Here is a 24,876-nt window from a genome sequence, read left to right as displayed (position 1 = left end):
CTAGCCCTTTCTATTCTTTTATCCATGTCATGCGAATATGACACGCTTGCTTATCTAATGTTTCATTATAAATGACTTGCTCCGTTTGAACAACATTATTGACCGAAATATATGTTTTTACTACAACTTGATGCTCTGGCAATAGCTCACTACCATACTTTAATTCAATTTTTTGCAGATGATGTTCTTGCTTAAATTCATCAGGTAACGCATCATATCCCCAACGGAAATAAACTAAATTATTTACATGTTGGTTCTCATCAATATCAGTTGCTTGAATCTCATATTTCTGCTCAAAATCACTTAGCCGCTCTGATTCAATGTTAAATTTACTAAACACGATTGGTGCTTGTTCATTTACAATCGAATCAATACTTGACAATTGCAATCGAGCCATTTTACGTGTTTCAAAATCGATTGCAGCAAATTGCATATAGATTTGTATCAATAATTGTCCTTGATGACTAACTTCAAAAGAACGAACGACAAAAAAGCGATTCGCTTCAACTATTTTGGTTTGAATGTCAATCATTTGATTAACCAAAGGCCATTCAAATAATTCCAGTTGATTATTGGTAATCACCCATGTCTGATGCGATTTAATCACATAATCTTCCTCAGCCAATTGTTGACGTACAGCGGAATCGTGTGCATTCGATGTTCGTAGTGCCATTTTTAATATTTCAGCAATGGAAACTCGATTCGTGTTTTGTTGTCGAGTAAGATTGTCCGATAAACGATACGATTGTGTAAATGCTTTTGTATATTGATATGTTTCCGTCATTTCTCCACCTCATTATCATCTATTATATACTGTTATACTCATTTATTAAAATAATATATCTGCCAATGCTACAAATCTTACCTTTGTACTAAATCAACAAAATTGAACGACATTAATTGTTTAAACAGCATTATGAATCCACTTTATTTTCTGTTATACTATTATTAACACTGTAAAACATTTATGGGGGTATATTATGAAAATCGCTCTATTTCGTAATTTAACAGATAAAGAACAACAATTATTACAATCAATCACTGATTTACCGTACACCGACTTTTCTGCACAAGAACCAAGTGCTGAAACGGTTGCTGAATACGATATTGTATTAGGGTGGCACCCAATTCTAATGGATGTACTATCACTATCTCACAATATCAAATGGATTCAACTATTCATGGTTGGTGTAGATAATTTGCCCTTTGATTTATTGGAAAAAGCCGGTGTTATCGTCACTACTGCCAAAGGTGCCAATGCCACTACAATCGCTCAGCAAACGATTGGCTGTATGATTTCATTTGCTAGACAATTACATACATCTCGGGATAATCAGTTGCAATCAAAATGGTTTTCTCCAACAGGTTTAACCGAACTAACTGGCAAAAGCGTCCTTACTGTCGGAACAGGTGAAATCGGTCAAGCCCTCGCTAAATTAGCGACTGCATTTGAGATGACGGTTGACGGCATTAATCGCAGTGGACATGACGTGCCAGGCATTCAAAACTGCTATTCAATCACAGCATTAGATGAACGCATTGGACACTATGATTATGTCATCAATAATTTGCCATATACACCAGCAACCGATAAACTTTTCGGTGCTAAACAATTTGACTTGATGAAACAGGACGCTATTTTCATCAATATGGGACGTGGTAAGTCTGTTGATGAACAGGCGTTAATTCACGCATTAGATACTAAACAAATTAATGCTGCTGCACTCGATGTCTTTGAAGTTGAACCCTTACCTGAAACTAGCCCATTATGGCAAATGGAAAATGTCCTAATCATGCCTCATCGTGCAGGTATCAGTGACTTTTATCATTCACGCATTCTTGATATTTTTGCAAAAAATTATCGTGAATTTATCCGTGGCGAGGTGCCGTCGCATAATCGCTTGGATTATCAAAAGGGGTATTAGATTAATTAGTGAAAACCACGTCAATCAGCATAATACTTGATTGACGTGCTTTCGTGCTTTCAATAAAAACTTTTCTATTCTAACATTTCATCTCCGACAACAGTATTGTAGTTGTAAAAAAACACCTGAACTAATTTCGTTCAAGTGTCTATTTATGGTTTGGTTTTCCCCTTACCCAAACATCGCCAACAATACACCGGCAGCTACTGCTGAACCGATAACTCCCGCTACATTTGGTCCCATTGCATGCATTAATAAGAAGTTGGCAGGATTTTCTAATTGTCCCTCTTTATGTACAACACGTGCTGCCATTGGTACAGCTGATACTCCTGCCGCACCAATCATCGGATTAATTTTACCACCTGAGAGATGATACATAACTTTACCGAGTAATACTCCTCCAGCCGTCCCAATTGAAAAAGCAACTAATCCAAGTGCAATGATTAATAAAGTAGACGGAGATAAGAATATATCGCCATTAGCTGTCGCCCCAACGGTCATTCCTAATAAAATTGTAATCATATACATCATCGTATTTGATAGAGCAGATGTCATTAATGGAACTAACTTAATTTCACGTAATAAGTTACCTAACATTAACATCCCCACTAATGTTGTAGCACTTGGTACGATTAAACTTACTAAAATCGTTACAACAATTGGGAAAATAATTTTTTCCGTTTGTGATACTTTACGTTGCTCTTTCATCACAACTTGACGTTCAGCTTTAGTCGTCAAAGCTCTAATAATTGGTGGTTGAATAACTGGTACTAATGCCATATAAGAATAGGCTGCAACCGCAATCGCTGATAATAAATGTGGTGCCAAACGTGTCGTAGTGAAAATCGCAGTTGGACCGTCTGCCCCTCCAATAATACCAATTGAAGCAGCCTCTTCAGGTGTCATACCAAACATAATCGCTAAAAAGAAAGCTGCAAAAATTCCTGCTTGTGCAGCACCACCTAATAATAAAGTGACTGGATTAGCAATTAATGGGCCAAAGTCTGTCGCAATTCCTAAACATAAGAAAATAAGTGGTGGATAAACCCCTAGTTTAGTCCCTTGATATAAATAATACAATAAGCCACCTGGGTCTGTTCCATTCGCTGCTTCCATTACACCAGATATTGGTAAGTTCGCTAACAACATACCAAAAGCAATCGGTACCATTAAATAAGGTTCATATTGCTTTTTAATTCCTAAATACAAGAAAAAGCATGCTAGTGCAATCATAATAAAATTTTGCACTGTCATTGCACCAAATCCTGAACTAGAAATGAGTTCTCCAATAATCTCTAACATAGTAGACCTCCCTAGATAATCACTAATTCTTGATTTGTTTCTACTTGCTGTGACTCATTAACTAAGATTGATTTAACAACACCGTCTTGTGGTGCAACAATTTCATTTTCCATTTTCATCGCTTCTAAAATGAATAAAGTATCCCCAGCTTTAACAACTTGATTTGGTTTCACTTTTACTGACATAATGACACCACCCATTGGTGCTTTGACACTGAATCCCTCACCAGTATTCGATGCAGTTGGTGTCGGTGCAGCAGCTGGTGCAGATTGTGTTGTAGTCGTAGCAACTGTTTCATTTGCTTGTAATTCTCTTAAACTTACTTCATACACTTGTCCATTTACGGTTACTTCATATCGTTTCATTATTCTACCTCATCTTTATTTTATTTTTTAACAATCGATGCTATTTCAAATCGTTTATCTTGTTCATTCTCACTTGCTTGAGTCAAGGCAACTAAAGCTGCTACTTGAGCATAATTATCCTCAGCAAAGATTTCTTTTAATGTATTTTCTTTTTGAACAGGTGTTGGTGCAGTGACATTAGCTGCACTTGTTTCCACTGGTGTTGACTGTTCAAATTTTTCAACAATCTTTCCAACTAAATTTATCGAGAACATAATCGCTGTTAAAACGATAAATACGATTGTAATAGCTGAAAAGGTCAAATTAATGACTTCCATAATTGAATATTCCACACAACTACTCCTCTCTTATAGATATGCTTGAATTCTAACAACCTCAGGTTCTGGCTGATAATAATTTTTCAAGAAGTTTTTACCCACTTCTGGGAACAGTGCATAGATGAGTGTATCTTCATCATTTTGAGATAGCTCACCAATTTCATGCGTCAAATGCGCAAATTCAGCTTCCAAATCATCAGCTGGTCGATGATGAATCACAATAGCATCACCAACTAATTTTTGTCTAAACGATTCTTCTACTGGCACTGGTGATTTTCCATACTTACCGACTAAATAGTTTTTCACTTCATTTGAAACCATTTTATAACGTTCACCAGTAATAATGTTCATTGTTGCTTGTGTTCCAACCATTTGACTTAATGGTGTTACTAATGGTGGATAACCTAAATCTTTACGCACTCTCGGTACTTCTGCTAACACTTCTTCGTATTTTGATTCTAACCCTGCTTGTTTTAGTTGTGAATACATATTTGAAAGCATACCACCTGGCACTTGATAGATTAACGCTCGTGGGTCTGGCATTAACATTTTAGGGTCAATCATCCCTTTTTCTAAATACTTATCACGCAAGCCCCTAAAGTAGTTGGCTACTTCTTCTAATTTTTCTTTATTTAAACCAGTAGAATATCCAGCCTCTTCAAAACTCATCATCATCGCTTCAGTAGCCGGTTGACTCGTTCCCTCACTCAATGGAGAAATTGCTGTGTCCACTCGGTCTGCACCTGCCTCCACGACCTTTTGCAAGGTAATTTGTGATAAACCACTTGTCGCATGTGTATGCACAATCACTGGAATGGTTACTTGTTCTTTAATCGCTTTAACTAGACGGTAACCGTCTTCCGGTGTTAAAACTCCTGCCATATCTTTTACGCAAATAGTATCTGCTCCCATTGCTTGAATTTCTTTAGCTAATTCAACATAGTACTCAACAGTATGAATCGGGCTTGTCGTATAAGCAATCGCAACTTGAGCCTCTTTACCAAATTTCTGTACCACTTCAATTGATTTTTGCACATTTCTAAAATCATTTAATGCATCAAAAATTCGAAAGATATCAATTCCATTGATAGCAGCTTTTTCAATAAATTTTTCTACCACATCATCGGCGTAATGGCGATAACCAAGTAAATTTTGTCCTCGTAATAACATTTGTAACGGAGTATTAGGAACTAATTTTTTAATCTTTCTTAATCGTTCCCATGGATTTTCATTTAAGAATCGAATACATGCGTCAAAGGTAGCGCCACCCCAGCATTCTAAAGAAGCGTAACCCACTTGATCTAAAACAGGTAAAATTGGTTCCATATCTGCAAACGGCATACGTGTCGCCATTAAACTTTGATGAGCATCTCTTAAAACTGTTTCGGTAATTTTAACTGAATGTTTATTTTCCAATTTTTTGACTCCTTTATTTTAAACTTAATAAAAGCGTCAGTGCCTATATCATTAAGCACCGACGCTTGTTGTTCATCATTCGCAATGCTGTCAACTATTCATTATTAGATTAAAGTCTTATTTTAGAAGAAAAATCCAAATAAAATTGAAGCAATAACTAATACCATACCTCCACCTAAACGTGAAGATAATTGTGCATATGACATTAATCCCATACGGTCAGCAGCACCTAAAACGGCTAAGTCTCCTGAACCACCACGGTTTGCCATACATAATCCTGCTGTTACAGCTGTATCAACTGGATAGAAGCCTACTAACCAACCAACAATCGCTGAACCAAAAATACATCCGATAACAATCGCTAATGCAATCACAACATTACCTAGAGTAATCGCAGCCCATAATTCATTTAAGTCAGTTGAAACCCCAACACCAACCATAATCACTAATACTAAGTTTTTAGTGAAGAATGTTTGAACATCTTTAGCTGCCATTCTTAAATTACCTGGAATTACACCTAATCCATTTGCTAATGCTACTAAAATAATCATAAATGCAAATTGGTGAATTGGAATTGACGGTAAAATATATGCATCCCAGAATTCTGATAAAATACGTCCAGCTTGATAGAACGCTAAACCTAAAAGAACTGCACCTGCATAATCTTTAATTCCAATTTTGAATGTTTCTTTTTCAACAACGATTTCTTCATCACTTCTAATTAAGCTATTTTTATCGCCTGTCCAAGAAGGTTTTTTCTCACCAACTGCTTTTAAGACACCCCCGGCAATAATTGCAAAGATGTTTGCAATCGTTAAAATAGCAATCGCAAAGCCATAGTAGTTTGCTGCAGCATCACCAGTAACACGTTCATAAATTTGAGATAATGGAACAGCACCTGCACCATTTCCTCCACCCATAACAGGTAAAACATATTTTAAAATTGTATCTGCTGGAGAAACACCGAAGAATAATCCGGCTACAACTCCAAAAAGACCAGCACCAATTAAACCACCAATAATAGCTGGGATGTATCCAGAGAATGATTTAATCATTAATTTACGGTTTAGCCCTAAAATTGAACCAGTAATTAATGCAATGATAAAGAAGTTTAGCATTCCCATTGGCTTACTTGTTACTTTATCCATTAATTCTACGTAGTCTGCTGGAATAAGATTATATTGAACTAAGAATGCAGTTCCAATAAATGCTAAAACTAATCCTCCACCAACATAGTCATTCCAAATCGGAATACGTTCACCAATTTCATTAAAAATAATACCTAATACAAGCATTACGGCAATACCACCGGCTAAATCTTTAGATAACACTCCCATATACATGGCAGCTAATACCACAACTGAAATAATCGCAAAGATTGGTAATTTTAAACCAAAAATCTTTAATTCTTTCATACTACACCTCTTTTTATATTTTTTTCGTTACATTACGTTGATGAACTTAGTAACTCAATTATTTTTTGTTGAATTGCTTCAACGGAATGTTTTCGTTCACGTCCACAAATTTTGGCGTCTTGTTCACACACTAGACACCGACGTGACGGCAATCGATAATCTTTTCGACTAACGACTGTTAACTCTTGATTATTTAAATACAATACATCTAAATCTAATATACGTCTGACCGGTTGAGATTCTTCAAACTCAATCAATTGTTTTTTTAATCTTAACGGCTCCATTTCAATAACAAGAAATGCTTCATTACCAGTAAATTTATTAAAAACACTTTGTTCAATCACTTTATCTTGATATAGCGATTGTAATTCATTCAATTGCTGATTAAAAAATTGTTCTAAAACAATCGAATTTTTTACTTCACCTGGAATATTCAAGGTAATTGATAACAAAGTAGCTTGCGGATACTTTGTTATCAATCGCTGTTGAATCGCTTGACGTTCTTCTTTGGCATCTAGCATTTCTAAAAGTGAAACAGTTGTGCCATTAAATACTTGATTAATCAACATTGTAAACTGCATCAATAATTGTACCGTCACGATATTCGACTAAGGCAACTAATTTGTCACCGTATTGAATTGGATCAGGATTACCAACGATACTATATGCTTTTTCTTTCAATTCTTCCATTGTCAAGATTGGCACTTTAATATCTTTAAAATGCTCTACTAAATCTTGACGAGCTGGATTAATCGCAATACCAACTTCGGTAACAACAACGTCAACTGAAGTTCCCGGTGTAATCACCGTATTAACTTGTTCAACGATTGTTGGTATTCTGCCACGAATTAATGGAGCAATTACCATGCTCATTTTCGCAGCAAAAGCAGTATCTGAATGTCCACCAGACGCACCACGAATCACACCGTCTGAACCTGTTAAGACGTTAACATTGAAGTCTGTATCAACTTCTAAAGCTGATAAGATACAAACATCTAACATGTTGACAACAGCACCTTTATTAAATGGCGAAGCATACATATCTGCATCAATTTCATAATGATTTTCATTACGTCCCATTGATTGAGCTGAATAATGGTCAAAATCTTGTACATCGAGAATTTTATCCACTAAGCCTTCTTCTAATAATTCAACCATTGCATTCGTAATTCCACCTAAAGCAAATGATGCTTTCACTTCGTTTTTAATCATCGCTTCACGCAAGAAACGTGTAACCGCTAATGACGCACCACCTGTACCTGTTTGGAATGAAAATCCTTCTTTGAAGTATGGTGAGTGTGTAATCACTTTAGACGCATATTCAGCAATTAATAATTCCTTAGGATTTTTTGTATAACGTGTTGCACCTTTAGCAATTCCATTTGGGTCACCGATTTCATCAACAACAACCACATAATCAACATAATGCTGTGGAATACTAATTGGTGTATTTGGATACTCTACTAAAGTATCGGTAATAATCACTACTTGGTCTGCATATTTTGCATCGACTTTCGCATAACCTAGCGAACCACACGTTGCTTTACCCACTGTACCATTCACATTTCCATATTCATCTGAACTTGGTGCTCCTAAAAAGGCAACATCAATATGTACATCTCCTGAAACAATCGCACGTGCACGTCCACCATGAGAACGAATAATTACTGGATTATCCATAATTCCTGATGAAATAGCTGCACCTAATTTATCACGCAAACCAGACGATGTAATATTCGTTACCACACCATTTTTAATATGGTCGATTAAAGGTTCATGAACATTCGCAATTGAAGACGGTGCAATTGAAAGATTTTTGATACCTAAATTAGCAATCTCTTCCATTACCATATTAAGTACATAATCTCCTTCTCGGAAATGGTGGTGGAAAGAAATTGTCATACCGTCTTTTAATCCCGTTTTCTTAATCGCCTCACGAATTGATTCAACTAATTTTCCTTTACCTGGAATAACTGGATTGATTTCACGATTTGCTTCTGTAAATGGCTTAATATTTTCAGTTTCACTAACATAAACACCTTTTTTTTCAGCGTATACATTAGGAATTTCTCTTCCTAATTTATTTAATACCATTTTAATAGTCCCCCTCTTCGATAATTCCAGCTGCCTTAGCTAATGCCAGTACTCTTTCAGCACGCTCAACAATTGGTTTATCGACCATTTTACCGTTAACTGAAATAACACCTGAGCCTTTTGCTTCAGCTTCACGAATTCCTTGAATGACAGCAATCGCATTATCAATTTCTTTTTCAGTCGGTGTATAGATTTCATTAACCAATGGAATTTGTCTCGGGTTAATCACTGATTTACCGTCAAAACCTAATTGTTTAATTAAGGAAACTTCTCTTTGGAATCCTTCAGTATTGTTCACATCAGAGTAAACTGTATCAATCGCCGCAATTCCAGCTGCACGTGCTGCGTGTAAAATCATATTACGTGCAAATGATAACTCTTGTCCGTCAGGATAACGTCTTGTTTTCATGTTAGTCACATAATCTTCAGCTCCTAAGGCAATCCCAATCAAACGAGTACTTGCTTTCGCAATCTCTCTCGCATTTAATACACCTTCAGCTGACTCAATTGCAGCCATCATTTTAGTTGTTCCTACAGGAATACCATTTTCTTCTTCAACTTTGGTAATCACTGCTTCAACATCAATAATATCTTGAGCATTTTCAGTTTTTGGTAAACGAATAACATTTACGCCACCTAATACAGCTGCTTCAACGTCTAAATCACCACCAGCATCTAAGCCATTAATACGCACTACTGTTTCAACATTTGAATAGTCAAAAGTTTTTAATGCGAAATGAACTAGTACACGAGCTGAATCTTTTTCTTTTAAAGACACTGAATCTTCCAAGTCAAACATAATTGAATCGGCACCATACAAGGCTGCATCTCGTAACATCGCCACATTTGAACCTGGGAGGAACATCATTGTTCTTCTTAAACGTTCCATGAATCTATCTCCTTCCAGTTATATTTTGTGACATCCAATGAACGATTGACTGCGATAATTGTTCTCGCTTGAATCGTACAATCCAAGGCTCCTTTATCTACTGCCTCAACCGTTACAGAATCAATATCTAAATGTTTTAGCGTATTTTCAATGACTTCTCTAATTCGTGCACCAAATTGTTTTTCAACACTTGAATTCAGATTAATCACGACTTTATTTTCGTCATTAGGCGAAACTGTAATCATAATATCACTTGATTCTACAGTCCCGGCAACAGCCGTTTTTGTAATCTTCATATTTTCACCTCAATAAATTATTTATTTCACTTACTGCCTTTATTATAAAACAATATTTTTTAAACAAAAGTGCAAACGTGTTCTTTTCGTGGCTTTTTGTATGCGTTTTAGAATGGCAAAACAGCATTATATCAAAATATTAGCCATTCAGTACTTTACATACCGCCAATCAAGTGGTTTTACAATCATTTTTTTTGATGTAGAATATGAAATAGACTAACTAAAGGAGCGATTTTATGAATTATCAAGTTGTACCGATTAATCCATTCAATAAGCGACATACTCAAAAAGTGATTCAACTTTTAGAACAAGAAAAGATTCGCTTAGATAAACACTTAGACTACACTTGTGGGATATTCAATGAAGATAATCAATTAATCGCAACAGGTTCTTGTTTTAAAAATACCTTACGTTGTATTGCTGTCGATAGTAAATATCACGGACAAGGATTGATGAACAAACTAATTTCACATCTCGTCAGTGAACAATTTGAACGTGGTAATTTCCATTTGTTCTTATATACGAAAGCATCTTGTCGCTATCAATTTAAGGACTTAGGATTTTACGAAATCGCCTATATTGAAAACCAAATTGTTTTTATGGAAAATAAACGAGACGGCTTTAAAGATTACTTAAATCAATTGACAAATATATCAGTCCAAGCCAATCAATCAACGGCTGCACTCGTTATGAACTGTAATCCTTTTACATTGGGACATCAGTATTTAATCGAAAAAGCAGCTAGTGAAAATGATAGTGTACACTTATTTATTGTCGAAGAAGATGCGAGCGTCTTCCCCTATTCAGTACGAAAAGAACTAGTAGAAAAAGGTACTGCACATCTTAAGAATGTCTTCATTCATAGCACAGGTCCTTATTTAATTAGTTCAGCAACCTTTCCAAGTTATTTTCAAAAAGATTCAACTGATGTGATTACAAGCCAAACCAATGTTGATTGCCATATTTTTACACAAATTGCACAACACTTAGGCATTACAAAACGCTATGTCGGTACGGAACCATTTAGTCCGACGACCGACATCTACAATCAAACTATGCACAAGGTTCTACATAAAGCTGGCATTGATGTTATCCTTGTTCCACGTATGGAAAATGAACATGGATTTATTTCTGCTTCGACTGTGCGACAATATTTAAAAGAAAATCGTATAGATTTTGTACAAAAAATGGTGCCACCTACAACCTATGACTTTTTATCTTCTACAAAAGGGAAAGAAATTATTGCGGCAATTAAGCAAATGGATGAGGTAAGACATTATTAAGATAAATGATTCAAAAGACGTTGAGCATGGAATGCATCCATATTCAACGTCTTAATTGATTATTACAAATTTGTCTCTTATGGTTTAGCTAACTTAAGATTGGTATATAAAATTAATGTCGTTAAACAAAAACCTACTATACTAATTAAAATATTTGGTACTATCATAAAAATCGAACCTAAGATAACTAATATTCGTTGTAAAAGGTTAAGCTCTCTTAAGAACCACCCACCAAGTCCAATAGATAAGCCAATACATCCTAATACTGCAGTAAATATCGTAATAAAAATTTGTGAAATGTCTCCAATTAACAATAATTCAGGTGCAAAACAAAATATAAATGGAATGATAAATCCTGCAATTGCTAACTTCATAGCTTGAATACCTGTTTCCCAAATATTTGATTCAGCAATTCCAGCAGCTGCAAAAGTTGATAATGCGACTGGTGGAGTAATAGTTGATAGAGCACCAAAATATAAAATAAACAGATGAGCAGCAAGAACTGGAATACCCATTTCTACCAACGCAGGAGCAACTAAAATAGCTAAGACCATATATGCAGCTGAAGTGGGCAACCCCATACCTAGAACTAAACTAGTCAGCATTGCTAATACTAATGCAAGCAATACATTACCTCCAGATATTTGAATAATTAAACTACTTATTTTTAATCCTAATCCCGTTAGATTTAATACGCCCATCACTACACCTGCAAGAATACATGCTGCTGCAATTGGCGCAATTCCTTTAGCTGCACTGAAAAATGCTTCAATCAAATTCTTAACGGTAATCTGCTTAGGATCCTTAATAAGCCCAACTATAAGCGAAACAATAATTGCATAAAAACCTGATTTTTGAGCACTATATCCAGAAATTAACATAATAATTAGTACCAAGAGAGGAACCAAAAATAACCAACCTTCTTTAAATACTGCCCTAGCATCCAATCTTTTATCTTTTGGTAATGATGTTACACCTTTTCTACCTGCTTCAACATAAACAGACATCGAAAGTGTTAGATAATACAGAGCTGCCGTTGGAAAAGCAGCTAATGCAATTGTACCATAACTAATCCCTGTCATTTCAGCCATTAAGAATGCCACAGCCCCCATAACAGGCGGCATAATTTGTCCACCATTTGATGCTACTGCTTCTACAGCCCCAGCAAACGCTGACTTAAACCCAGTTTGTTTCATCAGCGGAATTGTAAATGTACCGGTTGTCACGACATTTGCTGCACCGGAACCGTTAATCGTACCCATTAACATACTTGAATAGACTGCTGCTTGTGCAGGTCCACCTTTAATACCACCTGTCAACGCAAAAGCAATATCAACAAAAAATTTCCCTGCTCCTGTTAAACTTAATATAGATCCAAATAATACAAATAAGAATATATATTGAGCTGAAACATATAGAGTTTGACCAAAAAGTCCATCATTTGAAGTAAACAAATATATGCCTATTCTATTGATAGTAAATGGCGCAGTTTTTAGCATTCCAGGTAGTAAATTCCCAAAATATGCATAAGTAATAAAAATTATCGATATTAGCGGTAAAATAATACCAATAACCCTTCTTGCTGCTTCAATTGCTATTATTAGTGCTATAATCCCTACAATAACATCGTTTTTAGAGTATATTCCTGCACTTTGAATAAACTTTTCTTGTAAATTTATATTATAAAAACTTACAAAAAATATTAATCCTACAATGATAATATCAATTAATCTTCCAAATTTAAATTTCAAAGAATTATTGAGAATAATAAAGGATCCTACTAAACTCCAATGGATTGAGGTTTGCATATATGCCGGCATAACACCAAACGAAGCAGAGTACAGGTGAAAAATCGCAAGTGCAATAGCAATTAACAATAAAGCCTTATTAATGATTTGATTCATTGTATTTGAAGTATTCATATCATTACCCACCTAAAAATCCCCCTTAATCTAATGCTCCAACCTCTTCATAATATTTTTTTGCACCCGGATGTAATTCTGCACTTGTTTTAGCTACTTGTTCTAAAGATATTTCTTTCGCAACAACATGTGACTCTTTGTATTCATCAAGGTGTTCTAGTGCCTGTTTAACAAATTCATATGCAATTTCTTCCGGAACATCTGCTCCAATAAAAACTTCAGTCATAATTTTGAATGAATTAACATCTTCATCAATGCCTTTATATGTTCCACCAGGAATTACATATGGTTTATAATATGAATACTTTTCTGAAATAGTTTTTACAATCTCATCACTAATATCAACTAATCTAATATCATTTGTAGACGTAGCATTTATCATAGCAGAAGTTGGAACACCAGCCACAAAAAATGTTGCATCAATTTCACCATCAGTTAATTTTTGCAATCCTTCATCAAAAGATAAATAAAATGGAGTAATATCTTTTTCTGGGTCAATATTATATGCTCTTAAAATTGCTTTTGACATTTCTACAATCGTTGTTCCTTGCGGTCCTAAAACTACTTTTTTTCCTTTCAAATCTGCATAAGTTTCAATCCCTGATTTTCTTAATGTTGCCATTTGTCCCGCACTCATATAAAGTGACATTAAGCCTTTAATGTTTAATTTTCCAACGGATTCATACGTATTTGTACCATTTGCAGCAAAGTAAACACCGTCAGAATTAGACATTCCCATTTGGATATCTCCATTATGAACTAAATTTAAATTTTCGAGTGATCCATTTGTAGGTTGAACAATTACATTGACTAAATCAGAATTCTGATTTACTGCATTTGCCATTGCAGCTGCCACAACATAATAAGTTCCAGCTGTACCACCTGTTCCAATTACGATATCCTGTTTATTCTGGGCATTTACAATTAAAAAAGATGTATTTAATATTGCACTTACTAGTATGCTGAAAACTAAAAAAACAAGTTTATTTTTTTTGCAAATCATAATTATACCCCTATTCTATTATTCCTAACTTCCGAAGTTTTGCATCAATATCTGGTTTATCTATAATATTATTCTCTATTTCTTTTTTACGACGCTCTTCATACTCTAACTTTGCAATAGTTTTTTCTACTATTTGATTAACAAAATCTGGTGGAATAACTACCACACCATTATCGTCACCTACTATATAGTCACCTGGCATAACTACTACATTTCCACAACTAATTGGATAATTTATTTCTCCGGGACCATCTTTATCTCCTACTGCCGGCGTAACTCCGCATGTAAACACAGGAAATTTTTTCTCGATTAATTCATCAATATCTCTAATACATCCATCAATAACAAAACCTGCAATACCTTTTTTAAATGCACTAGTTGCCATTAAATCCCCTAAAATTGAATAATTATATGTTCCACCAGTATCGACTACAATAACATCACCCTCTTTAGCAATTGATATTGCTTTATGTAACATTAAATTATCAGCAGGTCTTAATTTTACTGTTATTGCTGGACCTGCAATTTTAATTCCAGATTGTATCGGCTTAATTGAGGAACTAAGTGTATTAAATTTATTTAATCCATCACTCAGTGCCGGTGTCCCAAATAATTTTAATTTAGAATAAATTTCAATATTTTCCGTCCTATTAATATCTGGACCAATTCTGAACCCAAATCTATCATTAACCATATTACATTACACCAAACTTTCCGTAACTACTGGATAGAACGAAGCAAATGTTTCAGCATACTTATAAGCATTATTACCCGAAATGCGTCTTGCATGATTTCCTCTCATAATCGCACGTTGTTTATAGTATTCAATAAGATGGTCTTGTCCTAAGAAGCATTCCATTGCTTTAACTTTTTTATCAAATACATCAGTAATATCAATAATTTGGTTTGGAACATAGCCACTAATCTCAGTCTGATGCGGTTCAAAACCATAAATTTTCATTTGCTTAGTTACATCATAACCCTCTGTAATAATGCCAGAAGAATTCGACATAATACTAGCTCTCCAAACTAATTGATGCACATTATTATGATCAAAATTTAATATATCATTTTTATCGTGTGTAATAATTAAATCTGGTCGTGTCTTTCTAATTGTATAAACGACTCTTTCTTCTAATTCTTTAGTAATATCAATAGGGTAATCCACTAAATCCCAATATTCAATATTATTTACTCCTAAAATTTTTGCTGCAGTTTCAGTTTCTTTTTTTCTAATATCTCTTATTTTTTCATACGTAGGATTATCCTTTTTCCACAATCCATTTGATTCTCCTCGCACTCCAAATGACATTACAATTACTGTAACATTCGCTCCACCCTCAACGTATTTCGCAATTGTTCCACCTGATCTCCAAACATAATCAGCAGCATGTGCACTAAATACTAATAAATTTTTACCTTTAATCACTTTATTCTACTCCTAACAATTTTTTTGGATTATCAACGATCATTGTTCTAATTTCATCATATGTGAATCCATTCTCCATTAGCTTTTCAGAAAATTCCTTTAGGCATTCATCTGGAAAAGGATTACTGCCTTGTCCTGAATCCGTTGACAAAATCACTTTTTCTGGTGTGAGTGCTCGAATTTGTCTGACTGTTTCTGAAAAATCAACTTTTCCAGATTTCCATGTAACATAACAATGCTCCATATACGCACCATATGAGGCTAACTCCAATTGTTCTTCTACACTATAAAATGTAGTTGGAAAATCAACATGCGTGATAATAATATTTTTAACACCTAACTCATTTGCTTTTTTCACCAATGCGAATGTCTCATCATGTGATAAATGTCCTGTAGCTAATATCATATTATATTTAGCAATAGTCTTTAAAACCTCAACAGCTTCAGGTATCAATTCATTATTTTTTAATATGTTAATAGTTGGAACATTAACTTGTTGATCTTTTAATTCCTTTACAATTTTTGCCCAAAACGCTAATTTTTTATTTTTATCTTCAAAATCAACATATGACATTTCATTTTCAGAATCAGTTGTAGGAAACCATACTAATTTTGCTCCCGATCTTGCCGCCATTTCTACTGCCAATGAATTAATTCCTCCTACTGATTGATTTAATGCAATAGCACCTATCGCATCGCAATCTGGAACAATTTTTTTTACTAAATAGCCTCGTTGAGCTGTATTGAAATAATGCGACTTCATTACATAGCCGTTCATACCGGAATTTTTGATTCTTTCAGCTAACTCTAAATCATCAAACTTTCTCGGCATAATATCTGGTCCAGAGTGAACATGTAAATCATAAGCACCTTTTAAAATATTTTCCATAAATCCACCTCTTTATTTTTATCATTGTTCAAACAAATTGTTCAACAATGTTGTTTATATTTATAATATAAACGCTTTCACCTATATTGTCAACAAAAAAAAAGACTGCAATTAAAAAATTACAATCTATTTTCAACTAAAAAAATTCTTGATGAGATAAATACGATGTTTTTATAGATTTAACATGTTCAATGTTTAATTTAACAGCTTCTTCTAATTCTCCATTTTTAATCGCGTCAATAATACTACGATGTTCTTGTAATGTAATTTTTTTCCTTTCCGGAATAGCAAAAAAACGAACATTATATTTTGTCACTTTACTTTTAATATCTTTTAATAACTGTACTGCATACTGATTGGGACAAGCTTCATAAATAATATAATGAAATTTATTATTTAAGTCAGAATGCGTAACTAATTCTGATGCAGATGTCTGTTCCATTAAATAACAAATATTTTCCAGCATTTTAATTTTCTCTTCATCAATATTGGGAAACGCCGTTCTGATAACATAACCTTCTAATTCAATTCGCACATCTAACATATGAATGACATCAAAAATGGAAAAATTACTTACTTTTGCTCCTTTATTGGCTTCTCTAATAATTAGATTTTCGCTTTCTAATAATGATAATGAATTTCTCACAGTATTTCTACTTGCTGAATACTGTTGTGCAATTTCTTGTTCAACAAGCTTTTGATTTGGTGTTAATTTTCCTGAAATAATATCTTGCTTAATTTGCTGATAAATATATTCTGTCTTATTCATAACCTAATCCCATCCTATTATCTATCCCTTTCCTTATATTATTATAGCTACAACTTTTATTAATTCAAGAAAATAATATCATTTCTACACAATTCATACTTCGAATATTTGAAATACTAATAATACTACGCTGGTAGATTGTTGCCAATTAATCACTGTCTTTTTTTCTTCCTACACATCTCTTCAAATGTGTCAAAAAAATACTTACACACAATAAATCAGCTGCCCCACCAGGACTCAAATAGCGTTTCACTAAAATTTCATTATACTCATTCAATAGCAAATGGACATCAGCTCCATTGCTGATTTTTTGAAACAAGTTTGCTGATTCTAATTTTATTTCTTCCCATTGCTTAATGCCACCTCGATGAATTAAATTTCCATCTTCTATATTGGACATCAGTTTCAATAGCACTTCTAAGTAGATTGTTTCTTCATCAATTTGTTCTTCTAAACGCTGGTCAATATAGGGCAAAATTTCTTTTAACAAATAAGCATAACCGGTTGCCGCTTCACCTCTAGGTCCTAAAATACCATACTTAGCATATAATTTTTCCCCATAACTTTTCGCATTTATTTCAGTAACACCCTTAAAATCTTGCTTCACTAATGGCTCTGCCATTTGCTTTACATAATCAAAAATGATATTTAACTCAATTTCATTTGCATCAGGATATTCTTTAAAATAATAACCAATCGAACCTAAAATTAAGGCAAATGCAAAATTAAGCCCTTTATGCGTATTCACATTTCCAGTCACATTAAACATGCTTTGTTCTGCTAATTGCCCCTCATGCCGCAACTGATTAAATAACTTACTTAAGTCATCAGTACTTTGTTGATAACCAATGCGTAAATAATTTTCAAGATGAGGTTGCAATGCAAAAGCACTATCAATAAAATGATAAAATGTCATGTCATTATGTGCACCATTATTGAACCTATCGACTAATCCTGGCTTAGGAGAAAGCGACACCTCGTATAAAATGGCACGTGTTGCCAATGAAGTAATTGTCTTTATTTTTTTAAGCAATATGGTTTTTCTCCATTTCTGAAATAACAAATTGTTGAGAATGCGCCAAATGTTCATGCGTAATTAATGTAATTTGATTAATATCTTTATTTCTCATTCCTCGATAAATCATCTCATGTTCAGCAATTGCTTCTTTACGACGTGCATCTGACAACAGCGAAATTTCTCTAAAATATTTTAAATATGCTTGCAATTCGTTGACAATTGCAGTTAAACGAATCATTTCACTTTTTTCATAGATAAAATTATTAAACTGTTTAAAATTATCAATAACTTTTTCAATATCCTCGATTTCATCATAATGATGTGCTTCATCAATCAAACTCCGCATTTTTTCAAAATCATCATCACTCATTCGCTCCATTGCTTTTATTGCCGCTAGTGTATCTAACCATTTTCGGATTTCAAAAATTTCTAAAGCATCTCGTATACTAATTCCTTTGACAATAATTCCTTTTTTCGGAACACGAGTCACTAAATCTTCATTTTTTAATTGACTCATCGCATAGCGAATGGGAGTACGCGATAAATTCAATAGCGTAGCACATTCTTTTTCATTAATACGTGTACCAGCTGGAATAAGACCTAAAACAATACTTTTACGAAAAGCCTCATATACTGCTTCATTTAATGTTTTAGATGTATTTAAATCAAGATTTTCTTTAACTATTCCAATTAATTGTTCCATTTTACTCCCCTTTTACCACTCTCTTGTATATGCAGTATACATGAAATCTTACATTTTTAAAACAATTTTTAGTACTTGATTTATCTATAACGTGACTAAATAACTGAAATTCTCTTTAATACATTATTAACATGCATTCCCTTGCTTAAACAAAAAAGTACTTCCCGAAAGAAGTACCCTTAATTTTGATTAACAAACTCTAAATCAATTGCATGCGTTAATACATCACGATAACTATATGAAACTCTATCAATATTATTAACTTTTTGGTCTAAATCTACGACAAATACCGAACGATAGGTTTCTTTTAATACACCACGACGTTCTCTTTTTTTCTTTCTGCCCATCTGCACAGTAACAATAATTGTTTCTCCAACATTCTCTTCTAAAAGCGACTTGATAGCAACTAAATCATTTGGCATAGTCTCAACCCCTTTGCTATCTATCATAACACAAAATAGACAAAAAGAAAAATAATAACACATATCTCAATAATGTACAATAGGATTTTTAAAATTTAATTTCAGATTTACAAGAAATTTCGTGCCTTATTGAAACAGATGCATCAACATCAATTGGCTGAAACATATTGTTTCAATCCCTTGTCCCATACGAAACGAACAAAATATGTTCCTAAAAGATTTACTATTACCAAATAAACTAAATTCAACCAATACGATTCTTGACGAATGATTAATACTGGTAAATTGACCCCAATCAATAAAGGAATACACCACGTAAAAATGAAACGGACAGCACCTGGATAAACTACCAATGGTCGTGAAGAAAATTCCATTAAATACTCAGGTAGCCCTATAATACTATTGGCATTATCTTTCCAAAATGAAACGGAAACAGCTAGTTGATTTAATAAAAATAAACAATATGCAGCTAAAAGAATCGCTAAAATAAACATCATTGTCTGCTCAATTGTTAATGAATAATCTTTCAACAAATAAACCAATACGCCCGAACTTACCAATAAATTCAAGGCACTCGAAAAATCCAAGCGATATAAAGCATAATACCAAAAGGAATCCACAGGTCGAATAATAGAGTGGTCCAATTCTCCCTCTAATATCACTTCCGTTAAATTTTCATGCGAAACAGCAAATAAAGTCTGATACAAGAAAGAAATTGTAGACGCCGTAGTCACCAATACTAAATAATCTTGCCGACTCCACCCTAACATCGTGTCCGTCTGTTCAAAAAATACAATACCAGCCACTACTTCTAGTAAGTAAAATATCAATCCTAATATAAAACTAATCATCGCTGTTTGACGATTAATCAACAATTCTTGAATACTATGACTAATTAATGTTTTAAATAATTTGATTGTCATATTACGCCCCCATTCCTTCGTAACGCAATAAGCCTTTTTTGAAACTCATTTTAAATGCTACATAACAAATAATTGCCCAAGCAATACTTGCCAAAATATTCATCTGAATTTCAGCAATCGTCAATTCATTTTGCAATGCAAGTGTATATTGATAAGCCACTAAAGCAAAAGGATTTTTACTCAACAGATGATACACAGATTCTGGTAACAGGTTCAATGGGAATAGTAACCCTCCCAATATCATATATAAAGCATTCATTACTGCTCGAAGTGGCCACATTTGGATTAACCAAAATCCTAAATTTCCAATCAAACTCATTAAGATGAAAAACATTACCACATTGCATATTAAAAATAACAAGACATTCAAAAGATAATATGGATTGTACCCTATACCCAAACTTGCGACTAAAAGCGATAAATAAATGATTAAATAAATAAATCTATCCCCTAAATACTCAGCAAATGATTGCAATAGAATAGAGTATGGACGCAATAAATGCGTGGTTAATTTTCCTACACGAACTTGTAAACCCAGTTTCACAACTGTTTCAGTCGAAAACAATACCGTACTAAAGTTAACGATAACAATATAAAATAACATTTGTGATAAAGTTAAACCACCAATCGTTTCATTTGCAGAACTATTGTAAATGGCAATCCATGTAAATGCAGCAACGATAACACCTAATAAATTATTCAATAAATTCGTTAGAAAATTAAATTTATAGCTCAATTGTACGGATACTCGATTTAAAAAGATAACGATATACTTTTTCATCTCATCACCCATTTTCATTGAACAAACGGAAAATAATGTCTTCTAGCGTGCTTTCTTCTTGATTCATTGAACGAATCGTCATTAAATCAATTTGACTAGCTAGAGTCTGATACTCTTCTTCTGGTATCGACACAACCGTATCCTGTAACTGATATGACTCCAAAAATTCCGGCACTTCAGCCTTAAAGGTAATGATAATATCACGTTTTACTGTATATTTTTGTTTAATCTCATCAATTGATAAATCATCTAAAATACATCCCTTTGATAAGACAATGACACGCTGACACATTTCTTCAATATCTTGCATATAATGCGATGTTAAAATAATTGTCACATTTTCCTTTTGATTAATCGACTTCAAAAATTGGCGAATTGATTTTTGACTTGTTATATCCAATCCAATGGTTGGTTCATCTAAAAATAATAACTTGGGCGAATGAATCAATGCACAAATAATTTCAAACTTAATCCGTTCACCTAGTGATAATTTACGCACTGGCACTTGCAATTTATGCGAGACATTTAATAATTCGCACAATTCAGCAACACGTTGCTCATACTTATGTTGCTCAATATCATAAATAACTTTCAGCATTTCTAAAGTTTCTTTAGCAGGTAAATCCCAAATAAGTTGACTCTTTTGTCCTAGAACAACCCCAATATGTTTCAAATACTGTGGCTGACGCAAATAAGGATTAAATCCATTGCACAGCAATTCACCGGAAGTAGGCGATAAAATACCTGTCATTAGCTTAATCAGTGTCGTTTTACCTGCACCATTAGCACCTAATAATCCGACAAACTCGCCCTCTTTAATCGTAAAGTTCAGCTTATCTAAGGCAACAACTGCTTGATATTCTCGCTTAATAAAATCTTTTATCGACCCTAAAAAGCCATCTGACTTCTCAAAAGTTTGATAGATATAGTGAATATCTTTTGCCTCAATCATATCATCACTCCATTCAATTTATTAATTAATTCGTCAAAAATTAACGTATAGTACTTCCATAATTATGCTAACTACACATAATAGCCTTTATTTTTTCATTATCATGTCAATCAGTCTTCCTTCAGTAGATTTATATTTCCGAAAATTTCTATATCGGAATTATACTTATAGAGTATAATAATGAAAATATATTTTCAACTTATTTTGTAAAAAATACTATTTTCTAGAATAGTCAAAAACCATACTAATCCCCTGTCTTACAGAAAGATTAATATGGTTATAATACTTATTTTAAAGATATTGTGGCATCTATTAATTACCTATCGCTAAAAATTTCAACACTGTTCTCACTACCCAACTACGCTACCCATTTCCAACGCTTGATACAAAATGGCATAATCTTGCAATGTTAATGATTCAGCACGACGACTTTTGTCAATCGCAGCCGATTCCAATGCTTGTTCAATTTTTTCGGCTGTACAACCTAATTCCGATTCATGACTACGCAAATTATTCCAAATCGTTTTGCGACGTTGCGTAAAGGCAATTTGAATTAATTTTTGTAATTTTTGCGGATTATCCACCTGCACAATGTTTTGTTCACGTCTTACTAATTTTAAAACGGCTGAATCAACATTTGGTTTTGGAATAAAAACTCCTTTCGGCACAATAAAGGCAATTTCTGCTTTCATCGAATTTTCAATCGCTAATGTTAATGAATTATAGGATTTTGTATTCACTGTCGCTGTCATACGCTCGGCAACTTCCTTTTGCATCATCATTACTAATGCATCGAATGACAATTGGCTCTCAATCAAATTCATAATAATCGGTGTCGTTATATAATAAGGTAAATTCGCTACAACAACCAATCGTTCTGCATCACGCAAAGATTGATACGCATCATCTTCAAAATTGACTTTTAAAATATCTTGATGATGAACAGTTACATTATCATACTCAGCTAATGTTTCTTTTAGAATCTCAATAAAACGAGAATCAATTTCAAAAGCAACGACTTCTTTTGCAGAGCGTGCTAAATATTCTGTCAACGCTCCAATACCTGGGCCAATTTCAACAACTGTCGTTTGGCTATCAATTTGACCAGCCATTATCATTTTTTCTAATATTTGGGGTTCTACTAAAAAGTTTTGCCCTAAACTTTTTTTCATTTTAATGTCATACTGACGCATAATTTCCACCGTACGTGTTGGGGTGGCAATAGGACGAAATTCTCTCATTAAAGTCTCCTTATCCATGTTCTAACTCTGATAATATTGTTTCTACTTGTTCTAGGGAAATATGATATAAACTTAATTTTTTCTGTAATTGTTTGCCATTTAAGTGACCGATTCTTAACTGTTCGCTCAACCAAGTTCTTCGTTTTGCTGCTTGTGGGTGTCCAATCAACTGCAAACGAATCAAATCTGACAACTCAATCATCGCAACTTCTTCATTTACTGGTGTCATCACCGATTTCAAAGCATGAATAATCGTTTGTGGTGTCGCATGTTCAATACCTAAACTTTTATGTGCTTTACCACTGAATGCTTCTTGCTGCGTCAAATAAGCTTGCTTAGCTTGTGGAACTAATTCAGTTACAATACGACGTATCCGTTCACCTTGATAATCTGGGTCAGTAAAAATAATAATCCCAAACTGCTCACTTGCAGCGAGAATTTGTTTTTGCACATTACGACTGACAGCTGAACCATTTGTTTCAATCGTTTTAACTTGAGTTCCAAATGTTTCAATTAAACGTTTTGTATCATCTCTACCCTCTACCACAATCACTTCTTTCGGTGGTTTATTCATTATTAGGCTCCCATTTAAATAAATCAAATGCATTTTGAGTCGTAATTTGGGCTACTTTTTCCATATCCCAGCCCCTTACTTGTGCCAACGTTTCGACTACATAATAAACATAGCCTGGTTCATTGCGTTTACCACGATAAGGCACAGGTGCTAAATATGGGGCATCTGTTTCAATCAACAAACGATTTTCCGGAACAATAAGAGCTGCTTTACGAACTTCTTCCGATTTTTTAAAAGTTAACACACCACTGAAACTAATGTGCATGCCTAAATCTAAAAATTTCTTTGCTTCTTCTTCAGTACCACCAAAACTATGCATAATACCCCCAGCTGTCGGTATCCCCTCATCTTTTAATATGCGATATGTATCTTCCGTTGCCTCACGATTATGAATGGTAATCGGTAAATTATGTTCTTTGGCAATCGCAATTTGACGGCGAAATACTTTCTCTTGCACTGATTTAGGTGCAGCATCCCAATAATAATCTAAACCAATCTCGCCTAGCATTTTAACTTTTGGTAACTCTAACCACTGCTCTAATTTTTTCTCAAATTCAGCAGTATAATTGCCAGCTTCTGTTGGGTGGCAGCCAACTGCACTAATGATTGAATCGTATCGTTCACTAAGTTCTAGCGTTTTTAAAATCGTTGGTTCATCAAAGCCAACTACTGCCATATAATGAACATGCTGCTTACGAGCATTTTCAATAATTTCTAATTCAATACCCTTAAATTGTTCGGCATTCAAATGCGTATGTGTATCAAATAATTTCATCTCGATTAAAGGCAATACCTTATGTGAATAATCCCCCACAAAGTATGCCCTACTTCCTCCATTTCTCAAAACTTCAATCTAAAATTAGCACTCATTACCCAATTTGTCAAAACATTGTACGAGTGAGGGGGTTCTGGCTTGAATCACTGGAGCAGAAGTCGTAGAAGTGCGTA

The 24,876-nt window shown here is 34.0% G+C and carries 27 protein-coding genes; 2 read left to right on the top strand and 25 right to left on the bottom strand.

Features of this window, described 5'->3' with window-relative positions; all coding sequences use genetic code 11:
- Window positions 1-10: 10 nt before the first annotated feature.
- Window positions 11-784 (bottom strand): hypothetical protein, encoded by a 774-nt coding sequence (locus JDW14_02875; protein ID QQD66084.1) that lies wholly within the window; start codon window positions 782-784, stop codon window positions 11-13.
- Window positions 785-980: 196 nt separating this feature from the next.
- On the opposite strand from JDW14_02875, the gene JDW14_02870 reads away from it, so the two are divergent.
- Window positions 981-1,925 carry a D-2-hydroxyacid dehydrogenase gene (locus tag JDW14_02870; GenBank protein QQD66083.1) on the top strand — a complete coding sequence of 315 codons (945 nt, stop codon included), beginning with the start codon at window positions 981-983 and terminating at the stop codon, window positions 1,923-1,925.
- Between the two features lie 171 nt (window positions 1,926-2,096).
- Here the strand turns inward: JDW14_02870 and JDW14_02865 are convergent, their stop codons facing one another.
- From JDW14_02865 to citD, 9 genes are all read right to left on the bottom strand, one after another.
- The gene (locus JDW14_02865; protein ID QQD66082.1) at window positions 2,097-3,227 is read right to left on the bottom strand and encodes a sodium ion-translocating decarboxylase subunit beta; all 1,131 of its coding nucleotides are present in this window, start codon (window positions 3,225-3,227) and stop codon (window positions 2,097-2,099) included.
- Window positions 3,228-3,238: 11 nt separating this feature from the next.
- A complete protein-coding gene (locus JDW14_02860) occupies window positions 3,239-3,592 on the bottom strand; it encodes a biotin/lipoyl-binding protein (GenBank protein ID QQD66081.1) in 354 nt (117 codons plus the stop codon).
- 20 nt (window positions 3,593-3,612) lie between these two features.
- Entirely contained in the window at window positions 3,613-3,924 is a 312-nt protein-coding gene (locus tag JDW14_02855) for an OadG family protein (protein ID QQD66080.1), read from the bottom strand.
- Window positions 3,925-3,939: 15 nt separating this feature from the next.
- Entirely contained in the window at window positions 3,940-5,325 is a 1,386-nt protein-coding gene (locus JDW14_02850) for an oxaloacetate decarboxylase subunit alpha (protein QQD66079.1), read from the bottom strand.
- A gap of 122 nt (window positions 5,326-5,447) precedes the next feature.
- Complete coding sequence (locus JDW14_02845) at window positions 5,448-6,740, bottom strand: 2-hydroxycarboxylate transporter family protein (protein ID QQD66078.1); 1,293 nt, start codon at window positions 6,738-6,740, stop codon at window positions 5,448-5,450.
- Between the two features lie 32 nt (window positions 6,741-6,772).
- On the bottom strand, window positions 6,773-7,309 hold the full coding sequence (gene citX, locus JDW14_02840; protein QQD66077.1) for a citrate lyase holo-[acyl-carrier protein] synthase: 537 nt from the start codon (window positions 7,307-7,309) through the stop codon (window positions 6,773-6,775).
- The gene (gene citF, locus JDW14_02835; GenBank protein QQD66076.1) at window positions 7,299-8,834 is read right to left on the bottom strand and encodes a citrate lyase subunit alpha; all 1,536 of its coding nucleotides are present in this window, start codon (window positions 8,832-8,834) and stop codon (window positions 7,299-7,301) included. The genes citX and citF overlap by 11 nt, the downstream gene beginning before the upstream one ends.
- A 1-nt stretch (window position 8,835) precedes the next feature.
- A complete protein-coding gene (gene citE / locus JDW14_02830; GenBank protein ID QQD66075.1) occupies window positions 8,836-9,723 on the bottom strand; it encodes a citrate (pro-3S)-lyase subunit beta in 888 nt (295 codons plus the stop codon).
- Window positions 9,711-10,019, bottom strand: coding sequence for a citrate lyase acyl carrier protein (gene citD / locus JDW14_02825; GenBank protein ID QQD66074.1), 309 nt, complete (start codon window positions 10,017-10,019; stop codon window positions 9,711-9,713). Before citD ends, citE begins: the two co-directional genes overlap by 13 nt.
- A 236-nt stretch (window positions 10,020-10,255) precedes the next feature.
- Here citD and citC point away from each other — a divergent pair, with 236 nt between their 5' ends.
- Window positions 10,256-11,302: a [citrate (pro-3S)-lyase] ligase gene (gene citC, locus JDW14_02820; GenBank protein ID QQD66073.1), complete on the top strand. Its 1,047-nt coding sequence runs from the start codon at window positions 10,256-10,258 to the stop codon at window positions 11,300-11,302.
- Window positions 11,303-11,379: 77 nt separating this feature from the next.
- Here the strand turns inward: citC and JDW14_02815 are convergent, their stop codons facing one another.
- The 15 genes from JDW14_02815 to JDW14_02745 form a co-directional block, all read right to left on the bottom strand.
- Window positions 11,380-13,224, bottom strand: coding sequence for a TRAP transporter fused permease subunit (locus JDW14_02815; GenBank protein QQD66072.1), 1,845 nt, complete (start codon window positions 13,222-13,224; stop codon window positions 11,380-11,382).
- Between the two features lie 25 nt (window positions 13,225-13,249).
- Window positions 13,250-14,227: a TAXI family TRAP transporter solute-binding subunit gene (locus JDW14_02810; protein ID QQD66071.1), complete on the bottom strand. Its 978-nt coding sequence runs from the start codon at window positions 14,225-14,227 to the stop codon at window positions 13,250-13,252.
- A gap of 10 nt (window positions 14,228-14,237) precedes the next feature.
- On the bottom strand, window positions 14,238-14,921 hold the full coding sequence (locus tag JDW14_02805; GenBank protein ID QQD66070.1) for an RraA family protein: 684 nt from the start codon (window positions 14,919-14,921) through the stop codon (window positions 14,238-14,240).
- 6 nt (window positions 14,922-14,927) lie between these two features.
- On the bottom strand, window positions 14,928-15,656 hold the full coding sequence (locus JDW14_02800; protein ID QQD66069.1) for a PIG-L family deacetylase: 729 nt from the start codon (window positions 15,654-15,656) through the stop codon (window positions 14,928-14,930).
- Between the two features lies 1 nt (window position 15,657).
- Window positions 15,658-16,545 (bottom strand): hypothetical protein, encoded by an 888-nt coding sequence (locus tag JDW14_02795; protein QQD66068.1) that lies wholly within the window; start codon window positions 16,543-16,545, stop codon window positions 15,658-15,660.
- 136 nt (window positions 16,546-16,681) lie between these two features.
- Window positions 16,682-17,314, bottom strand: a complete 633-nt coding sequence (locus JDW14_02790; protein ID QQD66067.1) for a GntR family transcriptional regulator — start codon at window positions 17,312-17,314, stop codon at window positions 16,682-16,684.
- Window positions 17,315-17,462: 148 nt separating this feature from the next.
- On the bottom strand, window positions 17,463-18,347 hold the full coding sequence (citG, locus tag JDW14_02785; GenBank protein QQD66066.1) for a triphosphoribosyl-dephospho-CoA synthase CitG: 885 nt from the start codon (window positions 18,345-18,347) through the stop codon (window positions 17,463-17,465).
- Complete coding sequence (locus JDW14_02780) at window positions 18,340-19,035, bottom strand: GntR family transcriptional regulator (GenBank protein ID QQD66065.1); 696 nt, start codon at window positions 19,033-19,035, stop codon at window positions 18,340-18,342. Before JDW14_02780 ends, citG begins: the two co-directional genes overlap by 8 nt.
- 179 nt (window positions 19,036-19,214) lie before the next feature.
- Window positions 19,215-19,457 carry a Veg family protein gene (locus tag JDW14_02775; GenBank protein QQD66064.1) on the bottom strand — a complete coding sequence of 81 codons (243 nt, stop codon included), beginning with the start codon at window positions 19,455-19,457 and terminating at the stop codon, window positions 19,215-19,217.
- 149 nt (window positions 19,458-19,606) lie between these two features.
- The gene (locus JDW14_02770; GenBank protein ID QQD66063.1) at window positions 19,607-20,380 is read right to left on the bottom strand and encodes an ABC-2 family transporter protein; all 774 of its coding nucleotides are present in this window, start codon (window positions 20,378-20,380) and stop codon (window positions 19,607-19,609) included.
- A 1-nt stretch (window position 20,381) separates the two neighbouring features.
- Entirely contained in the window at window positions 20,382-21,161 is a 780-nt protein-coding gene (locus JDW14_02765) for an ABC-2 family transporter protein (GenBank protein QQD66062.1), read from the bottom strand.
- Between the two features lie 4 nt (window positions 21,162-21,165).
- Window positions 21,166-22,113, bottom strand: coding sequence for an ATP-binding cassette domain-containing protein (locus JDW14_02760; GenBank protein QQD66061.1), 948 nt, complete (start codon window positions 22,111-22,113; stop codon window positions 21,166-21,168).
- 350 nt (window positions 22,114-22,463) lie between these two features.
- Window positions 22,464-23,354 carry a 16S rRNA (adenine(1518)-N(6)/adenine(1519)-N(6))-dimethyltransferase RsmA gene (rsmA, locus tag JDW14_02755; protein ID QQD66060.1) on the bottom strand — a complete coding sequence of 297 codons (891 nt, stop codon included), beginning with the start codon at window positions 23,352-23,354 and terminating at the stop codon, window positions 22,464-22,466.
- A 10-nt stretch (window positions 23,355-23,364) separates the two neighbouring features.
- Complete coding sequence (gene rnmV, locus JDW14_02750) at window positions 23,365-23,928, bottom strand: ribonuclease M5 (protein ID QQD66059.1); 564 nt, start codon at window positions 23,926-23,928, stop codon at window positions 23,365-23,367.
- Window positions 23,921-24,703 carry a TatD family hydrolase gene (locus tag JDW14_02745; GenBank protein QQD66482.1) on the bottom strand — a complete coding sequence of 261 codons (783 nt, stop codon included), beginning with the start codon at window positions 24,701-24,703 and terminating at the stop codon, window positions 23,921-23,923. Before JDW14_02745 ends, rnmV begins: the two co-directional genes overlap by 8 nt.
- Window positions 24,704-24,876 lie beyond the last annotated feature (173 nt).

Source organism: Aerococcaceae bacterium zg-252, from assembly GCA_016237705.1.
GTDB lineage: Bacteria > Bacillota > Bacilli > Lactobacillales > Aerococcaceae > Globicatella > Globicatella yangjingiae.
The sequence above is the reverse complement of the archived record's forward strand: the minus strand, read 5'-3'. Positions and strand labels throughout refer to the sequence as shown.

Bases quoted from the DNA above. Each gene is read 5' to 3' on its own strand.
- JDW14_02815 (QQD66072.1), bottom strand. From the start codon at position 13,224: ATGAATACTTCAAATACAATGAATCAAATCATTAATAAGGCTTTATTG.
- rnmV (QQD66059.1), bottom strand. From the start codon at position 23,928: ATGAATAAACCACCGAAAGAAGTGATTGTGGTAGAGGGTAGAGATGAT.
- JDW14_02745 (QQD66482.1), bottom strand. From the start codon at position 24,703: ATGAAATTATTTGATACACATACGCATTTGAATGCCGAACAATTTAAG.
- citX (QQD66077.1), bottom strand. From the start codon at position 7,309: ATGTTGATTAATCAAGTATTTAATGGCACAACTGTTTCACTTTTAGAA.
- JDW14_02795 (QQD66068.1), bottom strand. From the start codon at position 16,545: ATGGAAAATATTTTAAAAGGTGCTTATGATTTACATGTTCACTCTGGA.
- rsmA (QQD66060.1), bottom strand. From the start codon at position 23,354: ATGAGAGAATTTCGTCCTATTGCCACCCCAACACGTACGGTGGAAATT.
- JDW14_02805 (QQD66070.1), bottom strand. From the start codon at position 14,921: ATGGTTAATGATAGATTTGGGTTCAGAATTGGTCCAGATATTAATAGG.
- JDW14_02780 (QQD66065.1), bottom strand. From the start codon at position 19,035: ATGGAACAATTAATTGGAATAGTTAAAGAAAATCTTGATTTAAATACA.
- JDW14_02860 (QQD66081.1), bottom strand. From the start codon at position 3,592: ATGAAACGATATGAAGTAACCGTAAATGGACAAGTGTATGAAGTAAGT.
- JDW14_02865 (QQD66082.1), bottom strand. From the start codon at position 3,227: ATGTTAGAGATTATTGGAGAACTCATTTCTAGTTCAGGATTTGGTGCA.
- JDW14_02775 (QQD66064.1), bottom strand. From the start codon at position 19,457: ATGCCAAATGATTTAGTTGCTATCAAGTCGCTTTTAGAAGAGAATGTT.
- JDW14_02875 (QQD66084.1), bottom strand. From the start codon at position 784: ATGACGGAAACATATCAATATACAAAAGCATTTACACAATCGTATCGT.
- citC (QQD66073.1), top strand. From the start codon at position 10,256: ATGAATTATCAAGTTGTACCGATTAATCCATTCAATAAGCGACATACT.
- JDW14_02760 (QQD66061.1), bottom strand. From the start codon at position 22,113: ATGATTGAGGCAAAAGATATTCACTATATCTATCAAACTTTTGAGAAG.
- JDW14_02770 (QQD66063.1), bottom strand. From the start codon at position 20,380: ATGACAATCAAATTATTTAAAACATTAATTAGTCATAGTATTCAAGAA.
- citD (QQD66074.1), bottom strand. From the start codon at position 10,019: ATGAAGATTACAAAAACGGCTGTTGCCGGGACTGTAGAATCAAGTGAT.
- JDW14_02870 (QQD66083.1), top strand. From the start codon at position 981: ATGAAAATCGCTCTATTTCGTAATTTAACAGATAAAGAACAACAATTA.
- JDW14_02790 (QQD66067.1), bottom strand. From the start codon at position 17,314: ATGAATAAGACAGAATATATTTATCAGCAAATTAAGCAAGATATTATT.
- citE (QQD66075.1), bottom strand. From the start codon at position 9,723: ATGGAACGTTTAAGAAGAACAATGATGTTCCTCCCAGGTTCAAATGTG.
- citF (QQD66076.1), bottom strand. From the start codon at position 8,834: ATGGTATTAAATAAATTAGGAAGAGAAATTCCTAATGTATACGCTGAA.
- JDW14_02845 (QQD66078.1), bottom strand. From the start codon at position 6,740: ATGAAAGAATTAAAGATTTTTGGTTTAAAATTACCAATCTTTGCGATT.
- JDW14_02810 (QQD66071.1), bottom strand. From the start codon at position 14,227: ATGATTTGCAAAAAAAATAAACTTGTTTTTTTAGTTTTCAGCATACTA.
- JDW14_02765 (QQD66062.1), bottom strand. From the start codon at position 21,161: ATGAAAAAGTATATCGTTATCTTTTTAAATCGAGTATCCGTACAATTG.